The sequence below is a fragment of the Qipengyuania sp. YIM B01966 genome (genome assembly GCF_016461955.1).
GTDB lineage: Bacteria > Pseudomonadota > Alphaproteobacteria > Sphingomonadales > Sphingomonadaceae > QFOP01.
The window spans coordinates 13830-36697 of the sequence record NZ_JADMNM010000001.1 but is presented as its reverse complement, the minus strand read 5'-3'; the positions used below and the strand labels follow the sequence as shown (position 1 = coordinate 36697).

Sequence of the window (22868 nt, the reverse complement as noted above, 5' to 3'; positions counted from 1 at the left end):
TCCATCGGGCACAGGACGCTCTGCGCTGCGTCCGGCGGTCCTGGTATCGGTGTGTGGCCGATTCAGGGAAACGGAATGGATTTTGACGGGAAGACCGTATCAATGAAGGATCGGGTGTTGGCCGGAACAAACCGGATGAACGAAGGCAAGCGGCTGTTCGCCGCCTTGCTCGGCGGAACCATGCTGGCAGGCCTGCCCGCCACGGCGATGGCGCAAACCGCCACCATGCCCGAGGCGCAACCCGTCGCACCCGCACCGCAGGGCGAGGTGATCCGCTCACTCTCGGTGGTGGGCGCCCAGCGGCTGGAGGCGCAGACTATCCTGTCCTACATCCGACTGCGGGTGGGCGACGTCTATACCGAAGCCGCCGCCGACCAGGCGCTGAAGGATCTCTACGCGACCGAACTGTTTGCCACCGCCGCGGTGCGTAACGAAGGCGGCAACGTGGTAGTCGAGGTGGCGGAAAACCCGGTCGTCAATCGCATCATCCTCGAAGGCAACAAGCGGATCAAGGACGACAAGATCCTGCCCGAAATCCGGCTTGCGGCACGGCAGATATTCACCCGCTCGAAGGTCCGCGCCGACGTTGCGCGTATTCTCGAACTGTACAAGCGGCAGGGGCGGTTTGCGGCCACGGTCGAGCCCAAGATGGTCGAGCTGAGCCAGAACCGCGTCGACATCGTGTTCGAGATCAACGAAGGGCCGCGCTCCAAGGTCCGGCAGATCAACATCATCGGCAACGAGGCATTTTCAGACGGCGATCTGCGCGGCGAGATGATGACCAAGCAGTCGCGGCTGACCAGCTTCTTCAGCTCGGGCACCACCTACGATCCCGACCGGCTGGCCTTCGACCAGCAAAAGCTCCGCCAATTCTATCTGACGCAGGGCTATGCCGATTTCCGCGTCGTTTCGGCGGTGGCCGAGCTGACCCCCGACCAGCGGGACTTCATCATCACCTACGTGGTCGAGGAAGGTCAGCGCTACAAGTTCGGCAATGTCTCGGTAGAAAGCCAGATCCGCGATTTCGACAGCGCGCTGATGACCAGCAACCTCGCGTTGAAGGAAGGCGACTGGTACAACGCCAAGCTGGTCGAGGATACGGTCGAGCAGTTCAACGAGCTGGCTGGCACCTTCGGCTACGCCTTTGCCAACGTCCAGCCGCAGTTCCGCCGCAACCGCGAGACGCTGACGATGGACGTCTCCTTCGTCCTCAACGAAGCGCCGCGTGTCTATGTCGAGCGGATTGACGTCAACGGCAACACGCTGACGCAGGACAAGGTGATCCGCCGCGAATTCCGCGTGGCCGAAGGCGATGCGTTCAATTCGCTGGCGGTCAAGCGGTCGAGCAACCGCATCCAGTCGCTCGGCTATTTTCAGGAAAACTTCGAGGTCACGCAGTCCGAAGGCTCCAGCCCCGACCGGATCGTGCTGACCGCCAATGTCGAGGAGCAGGCGACCGGCGAATTGCAGCTCTCGGCGGGCTTCTCCTCGCTCGAAAGCTTCATCCTTGCCGCGTCGGTGCGCCAGCGCAATTTCCGCGGACGCGGGCAGACGATCGGCCTGCAGGCGAACTATTCCCGCTATTCGAAGAATTTCGGCGTCAGCTTCACCGAACCCTATGTGTTCGACCGCAACGTCTCGGCCGGGGTGGACCTGTATTTCCGCGACTACAACAGCTTCAATTATCTCGGTAACGAGCGCAACACGACCTACAAGCAATCGACGCTGGGCGGCTCGCTCCGGCTGGGCGTGCCGCTGACCGAATATATCTCCGCGATCGGCAGCTATACGCTCAACCGTGACAACATCACGCTCGACGAAAACCAGTTCTTCAACGATTTCGACGGCGACGGGGTGGTCGAGTGCGAGCCGCTGCTGGCCGGGCGCTATCTATGCGATGCGCTGGGCAAGCGGACCAGCTCGATCCTCGGCCTGACGCTGGCGATGAGCACGCTCGACAACGCTTACCGTCCGCGCCGTGGCCGGAACCTGTCGTTGACGGCCGATTATGCCGGGCTCGGCGGCGACGTGAACTTTTTCCGCCTGCGCGGGCGCGCGGCGCAGTACTGGCCGGTGCTGAACGGGTTCGTGTTCTCGCTGCAGGGCGAGGGCGGGGTGATCCGCGGGCTCAAGGACCGGGTGGGCGACGATGTCCGCCTGACCGACCGCTTCTTCCTCGGCGAGCCGCAGATCCGCGGCTTCGACATTCGCGGCGTCGGCCCGCGCGTCATGCGCCAGCGGCTGGTCGATACCAACAATGACGGGGTGGTCGAGGTCATCACCGATCGCAAGGAATTGCTGTCCGACGACGCGCTGGGCGGCAATGCCTATTACCTGGGCCGGGCTGAGCTCGAGATTCCGCTGGGTTCGGGCGCACGCGAAATGGGCTTGCGCCCGTCGGTCTTCGTTGATGTCGGGGCGCTATGGAATGTCCGCCGTCCGACGCTGCTGAACAGCCCGTTCCCGGGCGGGATCAACTATCCGCAACGCGACGGCGAAGGTAACGCGCTCTACACCGAAATCACCGGCAAGGATGCGGCGGGCAACAACATCACGCAGATCGTGACCCGTCCGACTTCGCCAGGTGGCGTCGCCAACACCCCGCTGCTGAACAATATCGGACCGTTCCAGGAGGTGTTCCTGGGCGATTCGGCCAGCCCGCGCGTCTCGGTCGGCATCGGGGTCAACTGGAACTCGCCGTTCGGCCCGTTCCGCATCGACATTGCCCATGCGCTGCGCAAGCAGCCGGGCGACGATACCAAGCTCTTCTCCTTCAACGTAGGAACCCAGTTCTGATGAAAAAGATTGTTGCATCCGCTCTTGCCGCGGGTCTCGCCATGGGCGCTGTGCCGGCGCTGACCGTTCCTGCCGCCGCGCAGGTGGTGCGCGGGATCGGCGTGGTCAATTTGCCCGCCATCGTCGCCAATTCGAACGCCTATCGCACGGCCGAACAGCAGCGCCAGGTGACCTACAAGCCGCAGCTCGACCAGGCCGAGGCGCGCCGCGCGCAGATCGCAGCGCAGTTGCAGCCGCTGATCACGCGGTTCAACACTGACCGCCAGGCCGCCAACCCGAACCAGCAATCGCTGCAGCAGCAGGCGCAGCAGATCCAGACGATCGAGCAGAACGGCCAGCGTGAATTGCAGCAGATGCTGGCCCCACTGGCGCTCAGCCGCGCTTATGTTCAGGAGCAGATCGAGGACAAGCTGGAAGCCGCTGTGCAGGCGGCCGCGCGCCGGAAGAACATCACGCTGATTCTCGACCCCAATTCCGGCGCGGTGATCTATGCCGATCAGGCGTATAATCTGACGCAGGACGTGCTGAACGAGGTGAACACGGCACTGCCCGCCGCGCAGCTTGTCCCGCCGCAGGGCTGGGTGCCGCGTGAAATCCGTCAGCAGCAGGAAGCTGCCGCCGCCGCGCAGGCCGCGCAGGCGGGCCAGCCGGCTGCCCAGCCGCAGCAGCCGGCCCAGCCCACCGGCCGTTAAGCCGTATAGCGAGGGGCAGCGCAGATGAGCGAGCAAGCATACGACATCACGCGGGTGCTCGCCGCGCTGCCCCATCGCTACCCGATGCTGCTGGTCGACCGAGTGGAAACCATCGCCCGGGGCGAAGAAATCCACGCGGTTAAAGCCGTTTCGTTCAACGAGAGCTTCTTCCAGGGGCATTTTCCCGGCCGGCCGATCATGCCGGGCGTGCTGCAGATCGAGGCGCTGGCGCAGGCGGCGGGGATTCTCGCGGTCGAGACGCTTGAGCTCGCCGGCAGCGGCAAGCTGGTCTATTTCATGGCCATCAGCGAGGCCAAGTTCCGCGCCCCGGTGGAACCGGGCTGCCTGCTCGATCTGCGCGCCGGCTTTGTCCAGCAGCGCGCCAAGGTGTGCAAGTTCTGGGGCAAGGCCAGCGTCGGCGAGCAAGTGACCTGCGAGGTACAATTCACCGCCATGATCGCCGATCCGCCCGCCTAGGGCGGCGCGGGCTTGCCAAATAAGCGCGCCACGTCTAGGGCGCGCGCTTCCCACGCACAGCTGGACCGGTCGGAACCGTTCCGAAGCTTTGGAGATATGCGCCATGAAGGCCGATACACATCCCGAATATCACATGATCACGGTCCAGATGACCGACGGCACCACCTTTCAGACCCGCTCGACCTGGGGCAGCGAAGGTGACACGCTGGCGCTCGACATCGATCCCACCAGCCACCCGGCCTGGACCGGCGGCAGTCAGCGGGTGTTGCAGGAAGGCGGCCGTGTGGCCCAGTTCAACAAGCGGTTTGGCGGGCTCAGCCTCAAGAAGAAGTAATCGCGCCGCGCCGACGGCGCTGGCGGATCGATGGGCGGTCCTGTGAGGGCCGCCCTTTTTCGTGCGCCGGCGCTCAAACCCAGGGGCGTTCGCGGTACCATTTGGTGATTACATATTTGACCCCGCTGCGAACCTTCATCCCGTGATGGAGCGTGGCGGGGTTGACGGTGCCATCGGGCAGCCGGTTGTTCCACGCCAGCAGCTTGCCGGTTTCGGGCTGGATGGTCTTGCCGATGGTCTTGAACCGGGTTGCGCCCCCCGCAGCCGGTTCGTTCAAATAGGCCATGAACGTCCAGCTGCGCTGACCGGAATGGGCGCAATAGCGCGCGTAATCCGCCCCGTCGGGCGCGAAATAGTCGGTATGCGGCTTGAACTCCTGCCCGACATCGTAGCGCTGGCCCTGCACCGGCTCGCCAAAGGCGGGATCGATGCCCGATATGCGGTGCAGCTGCGCTTCGAGTTCCCTGACCGCCGGTTCGCCCGCCTCGAGGTCGCACGTCTCGCTGGTCCGGAACAGCGCATCGCCATTATCGTCGGCAATGGTCGATGCCCGCCGATGCCGGTCAATCAGCGCGACCAGCCGGGAGCACAGGTCCGGAGCGAGGAATTTGCGCAACTGGAACAGCTCCAGCCTGGCGCTTGGCACGCGCTGCATCCCTGGGATTGCCCGCAACCGCGCAAGATCGGATTCGCCGCTGGTCATCACACGCGCTTCATATCGCCACGATGCGCATCTGCAACCGCGTAACAATCTTGCCGCACACGGCCGCGCCGTCAACTTTTAGCTTCCCTAAAACCGATGGCTGTGCAACAGGCTCGCCGCCTTGCCGGAACCGCTTGACCGGCAGGCGCTTGGCCGTATGGCCCCGGCTTTCCGGGTGTGCGGCCTGGTGTGGCGATCGTAGCTCAGTTGGTTAGAGCGCCGGTTTGTGGTACCGGAGGTCGCGGGTTCGGATCCCGTCGATCGCCCCATTTTCCCCGCACAAGGCCCGTATCCTCCCGAGCACAGGGGTGCGCGATGACGGCTTTCTGGACCCAGCCCGATTACGATGATCACGAAACCGTTCAGCTGGTGCGCGACCGCGCATCGGGGCTGACCGCGCTGATCGGGATTCACTCGACCCATCTCGGGCCGGCGGCGGGCGGCACGCGGTTCTGGCACTATGCGCAGCCGGCCGATGCGCTGCGCGATGTGCTGCGCCTCAGCCGCGGGATGAGCTACAAGAACGCGATGGCGGGCCTGCCGATGGGCGGCGGCAAGGCGGTGATCCTGGCCGATGCCAAGGGCACCAAGACCCCCGAAATGCTCGCCGCCTTCGGCGATGCGGTCGACCGGCTGGGCGGACGCTATGTAACCGCCGAGGATGTCGGGATTTGCGTGGCCGACATGGTCGCGGTGGCCGCCCGCACGCCTTATGTGTCTGGTCTGCCGGCAGAAGGCGACGCGGCGGGCGGCGATCCCGGGCCATTCACCGCGATGGGCGTCTATCACGGGATGAAGGCGGCGGTGCGCTACCGGCTGGGCAAGGACAGTCTCGCCGGGGTGCATGTCGCGCTTCAGGGTGTCGGCAGCGTTGGCGGCGGGGTGGCCCGGCTGCTCGCGCGTGACGGGGCCAAGCTGACGCTGGCCGACATCAACCGCGACCGGGCCGAGGCGCTGGCCGACGAACTGGGCGGCGAGGCGGTCGAAACCGATGCCGTAATGGGCGTCGCCTGCGACGTGTTCAGCCCCAACGCGCTGGGCGCGATCCTCGACGATGAGGGGATCGCCCGGCTGGAAGCGCCGATCGTGGCCGGCGCCGCCAACAATCAGCTCGCCCGGCCCGAACATGGCGACGCGCTGGTAGCGCGCGGCGTGCTTTACGCGCCCGATTACGTCATCAATGCCGGCGGAATCATATCGGTCGCGCTGGAATATCTCTGCCGGCAGGACGGGGCCCCGTGCGACATCAACGAGGTCAGGAAGCGGATCGCGCTGATCCCCGACCGGCTGGAGGATATCTGGCGCGAGAGTGACGCCAGCGGCCAGTCGCCGGCAGCGATTGCTGACGCGATGGCACAGAAGCTTATCGGCCGCTGATAGCGCGGCCGGGATGGGCGGATAGCCCTTGCCCCGCAGCCGGTGCGCTGCCAAAGCGGCCAAGGACGGATCCCCGATGCATGGCTTTGCCAATCCCAAGAGATTTCTGGCTCTCGCCAGCTGGCTGACCCCGTTGCTCCTGCTTGCAGGGCTGGCAGTGACGACGGCTGCGCTGGCCTATGGCTATTTCCTCGTCCCACCCGACCGGCTGATGGGCGACACGGTGAAAATCCTGTTCATCCACGTTCCCGCCGCCTGGCTGGGGATGGGCGGCTGGACCGCGATTGCGCTCGCCAGCCTCGTCCACCTCGTCTGGCGGCATCCGCTGGCGGCGCTGGCCGCGCGCGGGGCGGCGGTGCCCGGCATGGTGTTCACCGCCATCTGCCTTGCCACGGGCTCGCTGTGGGGCCGCCCGGCCTGGGGCACCTGGTGGGAGTGGGATGGCCGGCTGACCTCGATGCTGGTGCTCTTGTTCCTCTATGCCGGCTATATCGCGCTGGCGCAGGCGGTGGAGCGCGACGGTTCGTCGAGCCGCATTCCGGCGATTTTCGGGCTGGTCGGTGCGGTCAACATTCCGATCATCAACCGTTCGGTGGTGTGGTGGAACTCGCTGCACCAGCCGCCCAGCATCACCATCGGCAAATCGGCGATCGACCCGGCTTTCCTGTGGCCGCTGCTGGCGGCGACGGTCGGTTTCTCGCTACTGTTCGGCGGGGTGGTGCTCGCGCGGATGCGCGCGCTGCTGGCCGATATTCAGGCCGAGGCGCGGTTGCGGCGGCAGGCGCTGGCGGCGGCATGATGCGCGAAGGGATGGATCAAGCGGCCTTTGTGCTGGCCAGTTACGGGGTTGGCATAATCGGCACGCTGGCGCTGGTGGTGTGGGCCTGGCTCGCCATGCGCCGTGCCGAAGCCCGCCGCGATGCCGTGCGCGGTCGCGGGCCGGGAGAGCAGCCATGACCGCCGGGGTCAAGGCCAAGCATCAGCGGCTGGTGCTGGTGCTGATCGCGCTCGCGGCGTTGATCGGCGCGGCCCTGCTGGCAGCCTGGGCGCTGCGAAACCAGGCGAGCTATTTTTACGTGCCGAGCCAGATGGCGGCAGACCCGCCCGCGCCGGACCGCGCTGTGCGCCTTGGCGGGATGGTCGAGCGCGGCTCGCTCAAAACGCTGCCCGACGGGGTCACCGTAACTTTCGTGCTGCAGGACGGCGAGGCGCGCGTGCCCGTGCGTTATGCCGGGATCAAGCCCGATTTGTTCGTCGAAGGATCGGGCGCCGTGGCCGAGGGGCGGCTGAGCCCCGATGGCACGTTCGTCGCTGACAATATCCTCGCCAAGCATGACGAGAATTACGTGCCGCGCGAATTGCAGGACATGGACCAGCACCAGCAGGCCCAGGTCGTCGCCGAGACGACCGAGTGAGCGGCGCCAATGATCGCTGAACTGGGTCTTGCGGCCCTGTGGCTGGCCGCAGCACTGGCCGCGCTGCAACTCGCCGCGAGCGTGTTGTCGCTGCGCGCGGGGGAAGGCGGGGAAACGCTGGGCGGGGTGATCCGCCCGACCGCCATCCTGCAAGGCGGCGTGGCGGCGCTGTCTTTCGTGCTGCTGATGTGGCTGTTTATCCGCACCGACCTATCGGTCAAGCTGGTGGCGATGAACTCGCATTCGGCCAAGCCGATGATCTTTAAGCTCGCCGGCACATGGGGCAATCACGAAGGGTCGATGCTGCTGTGGGTGACGGTGATGGCGCTGGCGGGCGCGCTGATCGCCGCGATCGAGCGGCGCCTGCCCGAAGCGACCATGCGCGCGACGCTGGGCGCGCAGGCCTTTGTCGGGCTGGGCTTTTACGCCTTCCTGCTGTTCAGTTCCAACCCGTTCGAGCGGTTGCCGCGGCCGGTGCCCGAAGGGATGGGCCTGAACCCGCTGCTGCAGGATATCGGCCTCGCCTTCCATCCGCCGACGCTTTATTTCGGCTATGTCGGCCTGTCGGTGGCGTTCAGCTTCGCGGTCGGTGCGCTGCTGACGCGGCAGGTGACGCCCGATTTCGCGCGCGCCATGCGGCCCTGGGTGCTGGGGGCCTGGGTGTTCCTGACGATTGGCATCACCGCCGGTTCGTACTGGGCTTATTACGAGCTGGGCTGGGGCGGCTGGTGGTTCTGGGATCCGGTCGAGAACGCCTCGCTGATGCCGTGGCTGGCGGCGACAGCGCTGCTCCATTCGGCCAGCGTGCTGGCCGCGCGCGATGCGTTGCGGGCGTGGACTATCATGCTGGGCGTGATTGCGTTTTCGATGTCGATGGTCGGCACTTTCCTCGTTCGCTCGGGCATTCTGACCAGCGTTCATGCCTTTGCCGTCGATCCTGAACGTGGCAGCTTCATCCTCGCGCTGCTGGCGATCAACATTGGCGGGGCGCTGGCGCTGTTCGGCTGGCGCGCGGGGAGCATTGCCGAAGGGGAACGCTTCGCGCTGGTCAGCCGCGAAGGCGCGCTGGTGGTCAACAATGTGCTGCTGAGCGCGATCCTCGGCGTGGTCCTGCTGGGCACGCTCTATCCGCTGGTGACCGAAGCGTTCGATGTCCGGGTGTCGGTCGGGCCGCCTTATTTCAATCCGGTGTCGGCAATCTTCGCGCTGCCGATGCTGGCGGTGATGGCGCTCGGTCCGCTGCTCCGCTGGCGGCAGGATGCGGTGCGGCGCGTGCGCCGGCCCGCGCTGCTGGCGGCTGGCCTCGCGGTGGCGGGTGCCGTGATCGCATGGCTGATCGCCGGGCCGGCAGGGCTCTTGCCCACGCTCGGCGTGGCGCTGGCGGTCGCGGTCGGCATCGCCAGCCTGCTCCCCCTGCGCGGCCGGAGGCTGACCCGCACCCCGCTGCCGATCTGGGGGATGGTGCTGGCGCATCTGGGCATTGCGGTGTCGCTGCTGGGCATGGCGAGTGAAAGCGCCTGGTCGCAGGAACGTCTCGCCGCCTTGGCACCGGGCGAGAGTGCCGAGGTCGGCCCGTGGCGCGTCACTCTGACCAAGGTCGTGCCCGTCGCCGGCCCGAATTGGACCGCGATCGAGGGCGACATGGACGCGCGTTATCAGAGCGGGTCGCCGATCCCCATTGCTCCGCAGGCGCGCTCGTTCTGGAGCCCGTCGCAGACCACCACTGAAAGCGCGCTGGTGACCCGCTGGAACGGCCAGCTCTATGCCGTGATAGGCGAAGCGGTCGGCGATGGCCGCTGGCAGGTGCGGCTGTGGTGGAAGCCTCTGGTGACGCTGATCTGGATTGGCGGCCTGCTGATCGCTCTTGGCGGCGTGCTGGCGCTGATCGGGCGCGTGCTGGGCGACCTCAAGCGCCGCTCGGTGCTTGCAAAACGCTTGCGCTGGCGTGGGGAGCAGCCCGTATGACCAAATCCTGGCGCCTGTGGCTGCCACTCGCCGTGTTTGCCGCGTTCCTCGGCTTTACCGCCTATCAGTTGCAGCAGCCGAAGGATGATACGATTGCTTCGGCGATGCTCGGCAAGCCGCTGCCGCGCTTTGCCCTGCGCCCGGCGGTGGATGGCTTGCCCGGCGCCGCGCAGACGGACTTTGCCGACGGCAAGCCGCGCCTGCTCAATATCTGGGCGAGCTGGTGCCTGCCCTGCATCGCCGAAGCGCCGCAATTGAAGGCCTTGCAAGAACAAGGCGTCGAGATTGTCGGCATCGCCATCCGCGACAGGCCCGAGGATGTCGCCCGCTTCCTCGCCCAGCATGGCAACCCCTATACGCGGCTGGGGGCTGACGATCTGTCCGAAGTCCAGTTCGCGCTGGGCTCGTCCGGGGTGCCGGAAACCTTTGTCGTCGATGGAAACGGGGTCATCCGCCACCAGCATATCGGCGATATCCGTGCCGGCGATGTGCCCAAACTGCTCGCCAGGCTGGAGGAGGCGCGGTGAGCCGATTGAACCGCATTTGGCTCCTTGCTGCCGCTGCTCTGAGCCTTGGTGCACCGCTTTGCGCACAGCAAAGCCTGCCTCCCGCGCCCTATGCCTATCGCCAGCTGCCCGACCCGGCGCAGGAGCGCGCGGCGCATGAATTGATGCAGACGTTGCGCTGCCTCACCTGCCAGAGCCAGTCGATCGCCGATAGCGATGCGCCGATGGCGGGCGATATGCGCCATCAGGTTCGCACCCGCATCGCCGCAGGCGAAGATCCCGAGGCGATCCGCGCCTGGCTGATCGAGAGGTATGGCGATTATGTCAGCTATACCCCGCACGTTTCGGCGACCACCTGGCCGCTCTATGCCGGCCCGGCCGTGCTGGCGCTGATCGCCGCGCTGCTGTTCCGGCGCCGCCTGGCGAGGCGGGCATGAGCCTGGTGCCGATCATCCTGCTTGCGGCCGCCGTGCTGGCGGCGGCGATCGTGCTGCTGCGGCTGCCGCGCACCCATTGGGCGGTGGTGGGGGCGGCGCTGCTGTTCGGTCTGACCGGCTACACGCTGCAGGGCTCGCCAGGCTATGCCGGGGCCCCGGCGAGTGCCCGACCGGCGCCCATGCGGGTGGATGGTGTCGCGGTGGTCGAAGCGCGGCGCGCGATGTTCGACCCCGAGCAGCCGCCCTCGCGTTTCGTCACCGTGTCCGACGGGTTCACCCGCCGCGGCCAGATGCAGATCGCCGCCAACATGGCGCGCAACGCGCTCAACGATGATCCGAATGATGTTGAAGCGTGGTTGGCGCTGGGCAATGCGCTGGTCGAACACAGCGAAGGCCAGCTGACCCCGGCGGCCGAATTCGCCTATGATCAGGCGCTGAAGGTCGCGCCGGCCCACCCCGGGGCGTCGTTCTTCCGCGGCGTGGCGCTGCTCCGCAGTGGCCAGCCGGTCAGGGCGCGCGAGGAATGGGCCGCGCTGCTAGAACGCGCGCCGGCGGGGGCGCCGTGGCGGGCGGAGCTGGCGCAGCGGATCGCCATGTTAGATGCGCTGATGGCCCGCAGCGAGACAGCGCCGCGCTGAGCCTGTCGTTTCCGTTGCGACCCCCTGATCCCGCTGCTAAGCGCCGCATCCCTGCTGCAGGATCGCCTTCCTTATGAGCGACACCCCCAACGACATCGCCGTCCCGGAACGCGCCGAGGGTGAGGGGGGCGGGCACGGCCATGGCGGTTCGCTGATCGGCCTCAGTATCGGCGCCATCGGGGTGGTGTTCGGCGATATCGGCACCAGCCCGCTTTACGCCTTCCGTGAAACCTTTGCCTCGCACGGCGGGGCACCGGGCATCCAGGTCGATCCGGTCCATATCCATGGCGTGCTGAGCCTGGTGTTCTGGTCGATGATGATCGTCGTCACGTTCAAATATGTGCTGACCATCATGCGGGCCGACAACCATGGCGAGGGCGGTAGCCTGGCGCTGCTGGCACTGATCAACCGCAAGGCTGAACGCAAACGCCGCTGGACGGGCACCGCGGTGCTGCTGGGCGTGTTCGCGACGGCGCTGTTCTATGGCGATTCGATGATCACCCCGGCAATGTCGGTGCTCTCGGCGACCGAGGGGCTGCAATATGTCGATCCGGGGTTCAAGCGCTGGGTGGTGCCGATCGCCATCGCAATCCTGATCGGCCTGTTCGCGATCCAGGCGCGCGGGACGGAGAAGGTGGGCCGCCTGTTCGGCCCGATTATGCTGCTCTATTTCGTCACGCTGGCGACGCTGGGGCTGATGAATCTGGTCAAGATGCCGGGGATCATCCTCGAGACGATAAACCCGCTCAACGCGCTCAATTTCTTCATTACCGACGGGCTGCGCGCCTTTGTCGCGCTGGGCAGCGTGGTGCTGGCGGTGACCGGGGCCGAGGCGCTGTATGCCGATATGGGCCATTTCGGGCGCAAGCCGATCGGGGTGAGTTGGCTGGCGTTCGTGCTGCCTTCGCTGATGCTCAATTATATGGGACAGGGGGCGATGGTCCTATCGCAGCCGACCGCCGCACAGGCGGCAGAGATCATCAAGGATCCGTTCTTCCTGATGATCCCCGACATGGTCCGTATCCCGGTGGTGTTCCTGGCGCTGGCGGCAACTATCATCGCCAGCCAGGCGGTGATTTCGGGCGCCTTTTCGGTCACGCGTCAGGCGATCCAATTGGGCTTCATGCCGCGCATGCAGATCAAGCATACCAGCGCCAGCGCAGCCGGACAGATTTACATCCCGGTGGTCAATTGGGGCCTGATGGCGATGGTCATCCTGCTGGTGTTGTTCTTCCGCTCATCGAGCAACCTCGCCGCCGCCTACGGCATCGCGGTGACCGGCGCGATGTTCATCGACACGCTGCTGCTCGGCGGGGTGTTGCTGACGCTGTGGCGCTGGCCGCTGTGGAAGGCGCTGCCGATCATGGCAACCTTCATGCTGGTGGACGTCGCCTATTTCGGCGCCAATCTCATCAAGGTGCCGGCGGGTGGCTGGGTCCCGCTGGTGATAGGTCTGTTCATCTTCACGCTGCTGACCACCTGGTCGCGCGGGCGGGCGCTGATGCGCGAACGGATGGACGAGGTGACGCTCCCGATCGAGATTTTCGCCAAATCCGCCCGCAATAGTGCCGCGCGGGTGCCGGGGACCTCGATTTTCATGGCCTCCTCCAAGGCAGGCGTCCCGGCCGCGTTGCTGCACAATATGAAGCACAACAAGGTACTGCACGAGCGCGTGGTGATCCTCACCATCCTGATCGGCGACGTGCCCTTTGTGGATGAGAGCAAGCGCGTCGATATCGAGAACCTGGGCGACGGGTTTTACCGGATGGTCATGCATTTCGGTTTCATGGAGGAAACCGACGTGCCCGCCGCGCTCGCCGGGATCGAGGGCCAGTGCGGCGATATGTTCGATATGATGCAGACCAGCTTCTTCCTTTCACGCCAGACGCTGCTGTCATCGGAAGAACCGGGCATGGCGCAGTGGCGCGAAAAGATATTCGCGTGGATGCTGCGCAATGCGGCGACCGCGATGGAGTTTTTCCGCCTGCCGACCAACCGGGTGGTAGAACTGGGCAGCCAGGTAAAAATCTAGCCGCCGGTGGGCGGTTCGTTCTTCACCACCTCGTCCTCCTCGCCCAGTGCCAGCCCATGGCGCATCAGCATCGGGATCTGGGTGAAGGTGAACAGGAAGGTCAGCGGCAGGAACAGCCACAATTTGGCGGACAGCCACTGGCCGAAATCGAGCACCTCGACCAGCACTTGATTGAGCACGGCGAGCGCGAGGAAGAACCAGCCCCAATTGCGCGACAGCTTGAGCCAGCCTTCGTCGCTAAGCCCTTCGAACGCGGTTTCGAGCAGCACCTTCAGCAGCGCCTTGCCGCGCAGCCAGCCCGCCAACAGCAGCACGCCGAACCCCGCATAGAGCAGCGTCGGCTTGAGCTGGACGAAGGCCGGATCGCCGAAAAAGATCGTCAGCGCGCCGAACCCGACGATCAGCGCGGTCGACAGCAGCAGCATGGGCGAAACCTTGCCGAGCCGCCATTTGGACAGCGCCAGCGCGATCACCGCCGCGACCATGAAGGCCAGCGTCCCGCGGATCACTGCGCCAAGTTCGCTCACCGGATCGGGTTCCTCCGGCGAGAAATAGCGATAGGTGAGGAAGAACACGAGCAGCGGCCCGTAATCGATCACAACGTTCAGCCAGCCCGAGCCGCGCGGTTTGCCGGTGCTGGAGGGAGTGCTGGCGGGCGGGGGGGGGTTGGTCTCCATCAGGCAATCCCTGCAATCACGCGCGCCACCAGATCGGGATCGAAGGGGCGCAGATCGTCGATTTTCTCGCCGACGCCGATGGCGTGGATCGGCAGGCCGTATTGTTCGGCAGCGGCGACCAGCACCCCGCCGCGCGCCGTGCCGTCCAGCTTGGTCATGACAAGCCCGGTAACACCCGCAACCTCGCGAAAGGTTTCGATTTGCGCCAGCGCATTTTGGCCGTTGGTGGCATCGAGCACGAGGATCACGTCATGCGGCGCCTCGGGGTTGAGCCGGCCGAGAACGCGGCGGATCTTGGCCAGCTCGTCCATCAGCTCGCGCTTGTTCTGGAGGCGGCCGGCGGTATCGACCACCAGCGCGTCGATGCCGGTGTCGGTCGCCGATTTGACCGCGTCGAACACGATGCTGGCCGGGTCGCCCCCTTCCGGTCCGCGAATGATCGGCACGCCGATCCGCTCGGCCCAGGTGGCCAGCTGGCCGATGGCTGCCGCGCGGAACGTGTCGCCCGCCGCGAGCATCACGCCGTAATCGTCTTCCTTGAGCCAATGGGCTAGCTTGGCGATGGTGGTGGTCTTGCCGCTGCCATTGACCCCGATCACCAGGATCACCTGGGGGCGCGGGAAGGCGGTGATCTCGAGCGGCTTGGCCACCGGGCGCAGGATCTCCGCGATCTCCTCGGCCACCGCCTCGCGCAACTCGCGCTCCGAGATGTCGAGGCCGAACCGCTTGTCCGCCAACCGGTCACGGATGCGCTTGGCCGCCGCGGGGCCCTGATCGGACAGGATCAACGCATCCTCGACATCGTCGAGCGTCGCATTGTCGAGCTTGGCGGTGCCGATGACCCCGGTCAGATTGCCCGACAGGCGCTCGGACGTCTTGCGGAAGCCTCCGAACAGGCGCTCTGTCCAACTGGGCGTGGTCATGCGAGAATTCCCCGGTCGAGCTGTGTCGGCGTAAGCTGGGTAATGGTGCCTGCTGCCGTACCCCCGGGCAGCGCAATGCGGGCGAAATCGGGCGTATAGCCGCAGCCATCCCGCTCTGCGAGGACGGTTTGCGGCCTGCCCAGCTTTTCCTCGAGCCAGCGGCGGCGAACCTCGCTGACGGCGGCGCGCAATTCGCTCGCGCGGCGACGAATGGTATCCGGCGGAACTTGCGGCATTCGGGCGGCCGGCGTGCCCGGGCGCGGCGAGTAGGGAAAGATATGCCCATGCACCAGCGCCAGCTCGCGGATCAGCGAAAGGTTCGCTTGGTGCATCGCCTCTTCCTCGGTCGGGAACCCGGCGATGAGATCCGCGCCAAAGGCGATTTCGGGCCGCGCCGCCCTCAGCCGTTCCACCAGCCGCACCGCGTCGGCGCGCAAATGGCGGCGCTTCATGCGCTTGAGGATCAGATCGTCGCCATGCTGCAGGGACAGGTGGATATGCGGCATGATGCGCGGTTCACCGGCAATCTGTTCCGCCAGCTGCTCGTCGATCTCAATCCCGTCGAGCGAAGACAGGCGCAGGCGCGACAGGCTCGGGAACGCGTGTAGCAAGGCGGCAACCAGCGCGCCTAGCCGGGGCGTGCCGGGCAGATCGTGGCCCCACGAGGTGAGATCGACGCCGGTCAGCACGATTTCGGGCGCGCCCAGCGCCAGATGCTGCTCGACCTCACGCAGGACCGCGCCGAGCGGCTGCGAGCGGCTCGGTCCGCGTCCGGCGGGGATGATGCAGAAGGTGCAGGCGTGGTCGCAGCCGTTCTGGACGGCGACAAAGGCGCGCGTGCCGCTGCGTGCGGTCGAGATGGGGGGGTGCGGCACATTCCATGCGCGCGGGTCGAGCTTGGCGGCATTGGCGATGATGCCGTCCACTTCCGGCATCCCGGACAGCGATGCGCGCTCGGTTTCGGCCGCGCACCCGGTGACCAGCAGGCGCGCGGCGGGCCGTTCGCGGCGCAGCCGGCGGATGGCTTGGCGGGTCTGGCGTACCGCCTCGCTGGTCACCGCGCAGCTATTGACCACCACTACCTCCGGATCGCCCGCTACCAACGCCGCGATCTGTGCGCTTTCCGCCAGGTTCATCCGGCAGCCGAGCGTGACGACCTGCGTGGCGGCTACGCTCACGCGTAATCGCCCCAGGCGAAGGTGCCGCGAAAGCTCTCGGCGGCGGGGCCGGTCATCAGCAGCCGCTCGCCGCCGTCCCAGGCGATCTGCAGCGCGCCGCCCGGCAGGCGGACCTCCACCTCTTGGTCCACCAGCCCGCGCCGCATGGCCGCGACGGCCGTGGCGCAGGCGCCAGTACCGCATGCCCGCGTCAGGCCCGCGCCACGCTCCCACACGCGCAGGCTGATCGCGTTGCGGGAGAGCAATGTGGCGAGATTGACGTTGACGCCGTCGGGAAACAGCGGGTCGCTTTCGATCTCGGGCCCCAGCGTTTCGAGCGCGATGTGCTGCTGATCGGGGACGAAAAACACGACGTGTGGGTTGCCGACGTTGACGGCAGCCGGGCTGGCCAGTTCGCCCCAGGCAACCGGCATGGCCAGCGTATCCATCGGATAGGCGAGCGGAATGGCATCCCAGTCGAACCGCGGGCGGCCCATCTCAACCGCTATGCCAGCATCAGCAGGGTGCGCTGCGATAATGCCGCCAGCGGTCTCGATCCGCAGGGCCCCGCCTTCCATCAGGGCGATGGCCCGACTGGCATTGCCGCACGCGCCGGCCTCGCTCCCATCAGCGTTGAAAATGTGCATGAACAGGTCGGCCCGCGCCGAAGGTTCGAGCACCAGCAACTGGTCGCACCCGATCCCGGTGCGCCGGTCGGCAAGGCTCGCCGCCAGTGCCGGGCTGACCGGTGGCAGATCGGCGCCCCGCGCGTCGAGCACGACGAAATCGTTGCCGAGGCCGTGCATCTTGATGAAGGGGACGCGCATGATGCGCGGCATCTAGGTGGCGCGCGGCCCTGCGTAAAGCGCGCCGAGGGCTACGCCGCTTCGCCCGCTGCGCGCGGGGCGGCAGAGGCGGTGGTTGTCTGCTCGGATGCCGCCAGCCGGGCGCGCACGGCGGCGGCGTTTTCAGGGAAGCCGTAATGATAGCCCTGGCCTTCCACTTGCCCAACATCAGACAGCGCGCGCAGCACCCCGCTGTTCTCGATCCCTTCGACCGTGATGGGTAAGCCCAGCCCACGGCCCAGCGAGATCATCGCCTCGACCACCTCGGCACGCGCGCCTTCGCTCCCCAGTTCGCGCACGAAGCTGCGATCGATCTTGATCCGGTCGAACGGCAGCTGCCGCAATTGCGCGATACTCGAATAGCCGGTGCCGAAATCGTCCAGGCTCACCCGCACGCCCTGATTGCGCAGGCTGAGCAAAGTCGCGTGAACAACCGCCAGATTGCCGTGGAGGCAGTTCTCGGTGATTTCCAGCACCAGTCGCGATGGGGCGATATTGGCTGTCAGCAGGCGTTTGAGGAGCTTTTGCGCAAACCACGGATCGCGCAATTGCACGGGCGATATGTTGATCGACAGCGTCAGATGCGCTGGCCATTCGGCAGCATCGGCCAGCGCCTGCTCGGTCAGCCGGTCGGACAATTCGGCTATCAGCCCGCTTTCTTCGGCAACCGGGATGAAGATGTCCGGTCCCGGGCGCTCGCCTACTTCGGGCAGCCACCGGGCCAGCATCTCGAAACCGACCAACGCGCCCGTTTCGATGTCGATCTGTTGCTCGTAATAGGGCACGAACTCGCCGGCTGCCAGGCCGTGCCGGATGGCCGCCTCAAGTTCGCGGCGGGCGATATGCTCACGCTCCATCATCGGCTCGAACAGCGCCCAGCGGTTCTTTCCGTGCTTTTTGGCGTGGTACATCGCCATGTCTGCGCGATGCAGCAGCGTACGTGCATCAAGGGTCGGCGGATCGTTCGTACAGACGCCAGCCGACAGCGTGACGCGCGCCGCGACAAGGCTGAGGTCAAAGGGCTCGGCCATCGCAGCAATCAGCGCATCGGCCATCGTGGCAAGAAGTTGCCGGTCGCTGTGCGGGACCGGGACGGCGCAAGCAAACTCGTCCCCGCCCAGCCGCGCTATCAGTGATCCGGCGGGGAGCTGGCAGGTGAGCCTTTGCGCGGCCGCGACCAGCAGATCATCGCCCGTCTGATGCCCGTGGACGTCGTTGACGAGCTTGAAATGGTCGAGGTCGATCAGCAGCACTGCAACGGTACCCGGCCGCTCGTGATGCGCCACCAGCATCGCGTCGAAGCGGCGGGTCAAGCTGCTGCGATTGAGGCATCCCGTCAGCGGATCACTATCGCTCAGCCGGCGCGCCTCGGCTTCGGCGGCGATGCGTTCGCGGATTTCATGCGACAGCGCCCGGTGCCGCCGCCAGCCGAACAGCAGCAGGACGATATTGAGCAACAGCGCGTTGGTCAGCAGCGGGTCTGGCGCAGGGCCGCCGCGCAGGCCGTGGATCACTTGCGGGATCACCGCGGCGCCATGCCCGACGAACATGATGATGCTGGCCGCCGCGATGCCGAGCAACATGACATCCGATCGCAAAGATGCGCTGTATCGGCTGTACCCAGTGTCCATTCCCGCCCCCGCCATGCCCCTCGGTCGTCGCATTCCGCCACATAAGGTAAGCGGGAACGCTGAAATTTATCTTAAATCCCGCTTTGCCGGCCGTTGAAAGCGCGGCACAAGCCAATGATGCAGTACTGGCTGATGAAATCCGAACCCGATGTCTACGGCTGGACCGACCTCGTTCGCGAGAAGACGGGCACATGGGACGGGGTCCGCAATTTTCGCGCCCGCAACAATCTCGCCGCGATGGAGGTGGGCGACCAGGCCTTTTTCTATCATTCGAATATCGGGCTTGAGATCGTCGGCATCATGGAGGTGGTTGAAGCGGCCTTCCCCGATCCGTCGGAGCCTTCGGGCAAATGGCGGGCCGTGCGGGTCAAGCCCGTCCGCGAGCTTGCCCGGCCCGTCACGCTAAAAGAGATCAAGGCGGATGACCGGCTGGCCGATATGGAATTGCGCCGGCTGTCGCGACTGTCGGTTTCGGCAGTCACGGCCGAGGAATGGGCCATCGTCCTCGAACTCGCCGGAGAATGATCGTCTGGAACGAACCTGTGCCGCTCCGCGTTGGTCACGCAACAGCCATTCGGGCGCAGAACTGATGGAGAATGAGCATGGGTGAATTCGTCGATAAGGTGAAAGGCAACACGAACGAGGCCATTGGTAAGGCGCGCCAGGCCGTGGGTGATGCCGTTGACAGCAAGGAAATGCAGGCCAAGGGTCTGAAGCAGGAAGCCAAGGGCGAAGCTCAGAAGGCTGCCGGCACTGTCAAGGGTGCGCTCGGCGACGATATCTGATCTTTCCCGGCGTTCGCCAGAACAGGAGGGCGACCTGCGGGTCGCCCTTTTTGTGTCAGCCGCGCTCACGCAAACCCGACACCGTTGCGCCGCCCGCGCTCAGTTGTTCAACGTCGATGACGCAGTGCAGCAGGCGCACGCCGGCCATACCGCGCGCCGTCTCCAGCGCCTGCCGGAACTGTTCCGTCGTTTCCACCCGCTGAGACCAGCCGCCATAGGCCCTGGCGAGCGCTGCGAAGTCGGGATTGGCGAGCCGTGTGCCTGAAACCCGGCCAGGGAATTCGCGCTCCTGATGCATCCGGATGGTCCCATACGCGGAATTGTCGACCACGATGACCAGTAGGTTGGCGCCATGCTGCGCGGCCGTGGCCAGTTCCTGCCCGTTCATCAGGAAGTCGCCATCGCCGGCGATCGCGACAACCGGGCATTCGGGAAAACGCAAGGCGGCCGCCACCGCCGCCGGAACACCGTAGCCCATCGCTCCGCAGGTCGGGGCGAGCTGCGCGGGATAGCCTTCATATTGCCAGTAACGGTGCCACCAGCCGGCGAAATTGCCCGCCCCGTTGCAGATGATCGTCTCGCTCGGATAGACTTCGCGCATGAACCCGACCGCGCTGGCCAGGTCGAGCGGCCAGTCGGCCGGCTTGGGCGTATTCCATTCAAGCCATTGCCGATGCGCCTCGGCCCCCGCGTCGAAGGACAGCAGATCGTCATCCCACAGCGCGACCGTTTCGGCGAATTCGGCCATGTCCGCGCACAGCGCCAGGTCGGTGCGATAGACGCGGCCGAGTTCCTCGGGATCGGGATGGACGTGGATCAGCGTCTGGCCCGAATGTTCGGGATCGGGCAAGACATAGCCATCGGTCGTCGCTTCGCCCAGCCGCGCGCCGACCGCGAGGATCAAATCGGCATTGCGCACCCGTTCGACCAGTTGCGGATTGGGACCGTAGCCGAGATTGCCGGCATAGACCGCGCTTGACGAGGGGATAGCATCCTGCCGGCGAAAAGCGGTAGCCACCGGCAGTCCGATGCGTTCGGCAAACTGCGTGAAATATTCGCGCGCCTTGGCGTTCCAGCCGGCGCCGCCCACGATTGCAATGGGGGTGGCCGCGTCGCCGATCATGTCGATCATCGCCGCGATCGCGCTGGGGCAGGGGGGCTGCGCGGGGCGCACCCATTCGGGGCGCGGGGCAAGACCTGCCGCCACATCGCGGCCCAACATATCTTCGGGCAACGCGAGAACCACGGGGCCAGGCCGCCCGTTCATCGCCGTGGCATAGGCGCGGGCGATATATTCGGGGATTCGGTCCGCATCGTCGATCCGCGCGGCCCATTTGCAGATCGGTGTGAAGAAGGCGGCGAAATCGACCTCCTGAAACCCCTCCCGGTCGCGATTGGCGCTGTCGACATCGCCGACGAACAGGATCATCGGCAGCGAATCCTGCATCGCCACGTGGACGCCAATGCTGGCATTAGTCGCGCCGGGACCGCGGGTGACGAAGCAGATGCCCGGCCGGCCGGTCATCGCCCCGTCGGCGCAGGCCATGAACGCGGCGCCCCCTTCCTGCCGGCAGGTGACGAGATCGATCCCCTCCGCCCCGGTGTGCAGCGCGTCGAGCACGGGCAGGAAGCTTTCGCCCGGTACAGTGAAGATCCGGTCGCAACCTTGTGCAGCGAGGCAATCGACAAGCAGGCGCGCGGCGCCGGGGGTCGGGCGGTCAGAGGCGTCAGTCATGGCCCAGCCGCTTACCCGCGCCGCCCGCGGCCCGCAACGCCCGCCAGCCAGCGGGTGGTCGCTTAACGCGGGTGGTTAACGTCCCGCGCTGCGACAGGCCGGCGATTGTGGGAAGCCAAATGGTTAGCAAAGCGTTAAACCCTGCATCATGAGAAGAGCCCTCGTCCTCACCCACGAAGCCGCCCGTCACCCGTTCCGGGCCAATCTCCCCCGGCATATCTTTACCGCCGAGCCCGCCCAGCCGCGTCGCCCCGACTGGCTGCTGGGCGCGGCCGATATGCGCGGCGTAGCCAGCACCTATTTTGCGACCCTGGTGGCTACGCTGGCCTTCATCGCCTGACATCAGCCGACCGCGCGTTCGGCGCGGTAGAGCAGTTGGGCAAGCCAGGCCGAAACAAGGCACATCGCCGCGCTCAGCAGCAATTGCTGGATGATCGGCACCCCGGCCGCGCTGAGCCCGATGGCCAGCAGCGAGCCGACCGTCATCGCGCCGGAATTGACGATATTGTTCGCCGCAATCGTCCTTGCCGCCTGCGATTTTTCGACGAAGGTGGTCAGGAAGGCATACAGCGGGACGACAAACATCCCGCCCATGACCGCCACACCCAGCAGGCTGAGCAGCAGCGGCACGGCCAGCGGCTGGGCGATGAACTGGCGGACATTCATCAGCCCGTCCTCGGGGTGCGGTATCCAGGCGCGACAGACGAAATAGAACGCCACCACGAACAGACCCATGCCGATCACCGACATCGGGGAATAGCGGGCCGACACGGTGCCCTTCAGCAGCGCGTTGATCGAGATCGAGCCGATTGCCACCCCGATCGAGAAAATCACCAGGAACACGCTGGCGACTTCTTTGCTGGCGGTCAGCACATTCTTGGCCAGCGGCGGAAACTGGATGAACAGCACAGCGCCGATGGTCCAGAAGAAGCTGATCGCCATGATCGCCAGGAACACGCGCTGGTCCTGTGCGGTGTTGCGGATCAGCGCGATCGACGAGCGCAGGATGTGAAAATCGAGCGGCTCGGCAGCGATCTCGGGCGGGGCCGGGGGCACCTGACGGCTGATGACATATCCGATCACCGCCACCGCAACGACGCCGATGGCCGCCCATTCGACGGGGATCCATCCCGCAAGGATCGTGCCCGCGAGGATCGCGATATAGGTGCCTGCTTCGACCAGACCTGTCCCGGCAAGGACCTCCTGCGGGTGCAGGTGCTGCGGCAGGATGGCGTATTTGATCGGCCCGAAGAAGGTCGAATGCACGCCCATGCCGAACAGCGCCGTCAGCATCAGCGGGATCGCCACGCTGTGCACCGCAATCCCTTCGAACGCCATCACCAGCCCCGCCGCGCCGACCAGCATGATGCCGATCTCGGCCGCCTTGACCATCCGGATGATCCGCGCCTTGTCGCGCATGTCGGCCAGCTGCCCGGCGAGGGCGGAGAGCACGAAGAACGGCAGGATGAACACCGCTGAAGCGATCGCGCTGAACTGCCCTTCGGCCTCTTCTGAGTTGTAGATGCTGTAGACCACGAACAGCACCATCGCGTTCTTGAACAGATTGTCGTTGAAGGCATTGAGCAGCTGGGTGACGAAAAGCGGCGCAAACCGGCGGGTTCGTAACAGGTGGGTGCTGGTGGTCATGAATACCCTGCTGGCTGCCTGCTGCTGTTTGCGCCCGTAACGGCAAACCCCGTGTGGACAAGGCAAAACCGCGCTTCCCGAATGGCGCTACGCTGC

24 protein-coding genes and 1 tRNA gene are annotated in these 22868 nt (G+C 65.9%); 17 read left to right on the top strand and 8 right to left on the bottom strand.

What is annotated here, in order from left to right; translation table 11 throughout:
* Positions 1-102 precede the first annotated feature (102 nt).
* The 4 genes from bamA to rpmE all read left to right on the top strand — a co-directional run bounded on the left by bamA (position 103) and on the right by rpmE (position 4299).
* Positions 103-2796 carry an outer membrane protein assembly factor BamA gene (bamA, locus tag ILT46_RS00190; RefSeq protein WP_199503053.1) on the top strand — a complete coding sequence of 898 codons (2694 nt, stop codon included), beginning with the start codon at positions 103-105 and terminating at the stop codon, positions 2794-2796.
* Complete coding sequence (locus ILT46_RS00185) at positions 2796-3488, top strand: OmpH family outer membrane protein (RefSeq protein ID WP_199502622.1); 693 nt, start codon at positions 2796-2798, stop codon at positions 3486-3488. The genes bamA and ILT46_RS00185 overlap by 1 nt, the downstream gene beginning before the upstream one ends.
* Positions 3489-3512: 24 nt before the next feature.
* Complete coding sequence (gene fabZ / locus ILT46_RS00180; protein ID WP_199502621.1) at positions 3513-3965, top strand: 3-hydroxyacyl-ACP dehydratase FabZ; 453 nt, start codon at positions 3513-3515, stop codon at positions 3963-3965.
* Positions 3966-4068: 103 nt separating this feature from the next.
* Positions 4069-4299, top strand: coding sequence for a 50S ribosomal protein L31 (gene rpmE / locus ILT46_RS00175; protein WP_199502620.1), 231 nt, complete (start codon positions 4069-4071; stop codon positions 4297-4299).
* Positions 4300-4372: 73 nt separating this feature from the next.
* On the opposite strand, the gene ILT46_RS00170 is transcribed toward rpmE, so the two are convergent.
* Positions 4373-5002 carry a prolyl hydroxylase family protein gene (locus ILT46_RS00170; RefSeq protein ID WP_199502619.1) on the bottom strand — a complete coding sequence of 210 codons (630 nt, stop codon included), beginning with the start codon at positions 5000-5002 and terminating at the stop codon, positions 4373-4375.
* Positions 5003-5194: 192 nt separating this feature from the next.
* On the opposite strand from ILT46_RS00170, the gene ILT46_RS00165 reads away from it, so the two are divergent.
* The 10 genes from ILT46_RS00165 (at position 5195) to ILT46_RS00120 (ending at position 13372) form a co-directional block, all read left to right on the top strand.
* Positions 5195-5271: transfer RNA gene (locus ILT46_RS00165), tRNA-His, on the top strand.
* Between the two features lie 46 nt (positions 5272-5317).
* On the top strand, positions 5318-6379 hold the full coding sequence (locus tag ILT46_RS00160; protein WP_199502618.1) for a Glu/Leu/Phe/Val family dehydrogenase: 1062 nt from the start codon (positions 5318-5320) through the stop codon (positions 6377-6379).
* Positions 6380-6455: 76 nt separating this feature from the next.
* Complete coding sequence (ccmC, locus tag ILT46_RS00155; RefSeq protein ID WP_199502617.1) at positions 6456-7178, top strand: heme ABC transporter permease CcmC; 723 nt, start codon at positions 6456-6458, stop codon at positions 7176-7178.
* Positions 7175-7336 (top strand): hypothetical protein, encoded by a 162-nt coding sequence (locus tag ILT46_RS00150; protein WP_199503118.1) that lies wholly within the window; start codon positions 7175-7177, stop codon positions 7334-7336. Before ccmC ends, ILT46_RS00150 begins: the two co-directional genes overlap by 4 nt.
* A complete protein-coding gene (gene ccmE, locus ILT46_RS00145) occupies positions 7333-7794 on the top strand; it encodes a cytochrome c maturation protein CcmE (protein WP_199502616.1) in 462 nt (153 codons plus the stop codon). The genes ILT46_RS00150 and ccmE overlap by 4 nt, the downstream gene beginning before the upstream one ends.
* Before the next feature lie 9 nt (positions 7795-7803).
* Positions 7804-9759: a heme lyase CcmF/NrfE family subunit gene (locus ILT46_RS00140; protein WP_199502615.1), complete on the top strand. Its 1956-nt coding sequence runs from the start codon at positions 7804-7806 to the stop codon at positions 9757-9759.
* Entirely contained in the window at positions 9756-10286 is a 531-nt protein-coding gene (locus ILT46_RS00135; protein WP_199502614.1) for a DsbE family thiol:disulfide interchange protein, read from the top strand. Before ILT46_RS00140 ends, ILT46_RS00135 begins: the two co-directional genes overlap by 4 nt.
* The gene (locus ILT46_RS00130; protein ID WP_370592267.1) at positions 10283-10702 is read left to right on the top strand and encodes a cytochrome c-type biogenesis protein; all 420 of its coding nucleotides are present in this window, start codon (positions 10283-10285) and stop codon (positions 10700-10702) included. The genes ILT46_RS00135 and ILT46_RS00130 overlap by 4 nt, the downstream gene beginning before the upstream one ends.
* Positions 10699-11340, top strand: coding sequence for a tetratricopeptide repeat protein (locus ILT46_RS00125; RefSeq protein ID WP_199502613.1), 642 nt, complete (start codon positions 10699-10701; stop codon positions 11338-11340). Before ILT46_RS00130 ends, ILT46_RS00125 begins: the two co-directional genes overlap by 4 nt.
* 73 nt (positions 11341-11413) lie before the next feature.
* Positions 11414-13372 (top strand): potassium transporter Kup, encoded by a 1959-nt coding sequence (locus ILT46_RS00120; RefSeq protein ID WP_199502612.1) that lies wholly within the window; start codon positions 11414-11416, stop codon positions 13370-13372.
* On the opposite strand, the gene ILT46_RS00115 is transcribed toward ILT46_RS00120, so the two are convergent.
* From ILT46_RS00115 to ILT46_RS00095, 5 genes are read right to left on the bottom strand one after another with little or no spacing between them, the layout of a single operon-like run.
* Positions 13369-14049 carry an inner membrane-spanning protein YciB gene (locus tag ILT46_RS00115; RefSeq protein ID WP_199502611.1) on the bottom strand — a complete coding sequence of 227 codons (681 nt, stop codon included), beginning with the start codon at positions 14047-14049 and terminating at the stop codon, positions 13369-13371. The genes ILT46_RS00120 and ILT46_RS00115 overlap by 4 nt on opposite strands.
* Complete coding sequence (gene ftsY, locus ILT46_RS00110) at positions 14049-14972, bottom strand: signal recognition particle-docking protein FtsY (RefSeq protein WP_199502610.1); 924 nt, start codon at positions 14970-14972, stop codon at positions 14049-14051. Before ftsY ends, ILT46_RS00115 begins: the two co-directional genes overlap by 1 nt.
* Positions 14969-16150: a MiaB/RimO family radical SAM methylthiotransferase gene (locus tag ILT46_RS00105; protein ID WP_370592265.1), complete on the bottom strand. Its 1182-nt coding sequence runs from the start codon at positions 16148-16150 to the stop codon at positions 14969-14971. Before ILT46_RS00105 ends, ftsY begins: the two co-directional genes overlap by 4 nt.
* The gene (dapF, locus tag ILT46_RS00100) at positions 16147-16956 is read right to left on the bottom strand and encodes a diaminopimelate epimerase (protein ID WP_199502609.1); all 810 of its coding nucleotides are present in this window, start codon (positions 16954-16956) and stop codon (positions 16147-16149) included. The genes ILT46_RS00105 and dapF overlap by 4 nt, the downstream gene beginning before the upstream one ends.
* A 50-nt stretch (positions 16957-17006) precedes the next feature.
* Positions 17007-18557 carry a putative bifunctional diguanylate cyclase/phosphodiesterase gene (locus tag ILT46_RS00095; RefSeq protein WP_233396869.1) on the bottom strand — a complete coding sequence of 517 codons (1551 nt, stop codon included), beginning with the start codon at positions 18555-18557 and terminating at the stop codon, positions 17007-17009.
* Between the two features lie 162 nt (positions 18558-18719).
* Here ILT46_RS00095 and ILT46_RS00090 point away from each other — a divergent pair, with 162 nt between their 5' ends.
* Both ILT46_RS00090 and ILT46_RS00085 read left to right on the top strand, forming a co-directional pair.
* A complete protein-coding gene (locus ILT46_RS00090; RefSeq protein WP_199502607.1) occupies positions 18720-19130 on the top strand; it encodes an EVE domain-containing protein in 411 nt (136 codons plus the stop codon).
* A gap of 77 nt (positions 19131-19207) precedes the next feature.
* Complete coding sequence (locus tag ILT46_RS00085) at positions 19208-19390, top strand: CsbD family protein (protein WP_199502606.1); 183 nt, start codon at positions 19208-19210, stop codon at positions 19388-19390.
* Between the two features lie 55 nt (positions 19391-19445).
* Here ILT46_RS00085 and ILT46_RS00080 read toward each other — a convergent pair whose 3' ends face one another.
* Positions 19446-21125: a thiamine pyrophosphate-binding protein gene (locus tag ILT46_RS00080; protein WP_199502605.1), complete on the bottom strand. Its 1680-nt coding sequence runs from the start codon at positions 21123-21125 to the stop codon at positions 19446-19448.
* Between the two features lie 148 nt (positions 21126-21273).
* On the opposite strand from ILT46_RS00080, the gene ILT46_RS00075 reads away from it, so the two are divergent.
* On the top strand, positions 21274-21465 hold the full coding sequence (locus ILT46_RS00075; RefSeq protein ID WP_199502604.1) for a hypothetical protein: 192 nt from the start codon (positions 21274-21276) through the stop codon (positions 21463-21465).
* A 2-nt stretch (positions 21466-21467) separates the two neighbouring features.
* Here the strand turns inward: ILT46_RS00075 and ILT46_RS00070 are convergent, their stop codons facing one another.
* Positions 21468-22772 carry an MFS transporter gene (locus tag ILT46_RS00070; protein ID WP_199502603.1) on the bottom strand — a complete coding sequence of 435 codons (1305 nt, stop codon included), beginning with the start codon at positions 22770-22772 and terminating at the stop codon, positions 21468-21470.
* Positions 22773-22868 lie beyond the last annotated feature (96 nt).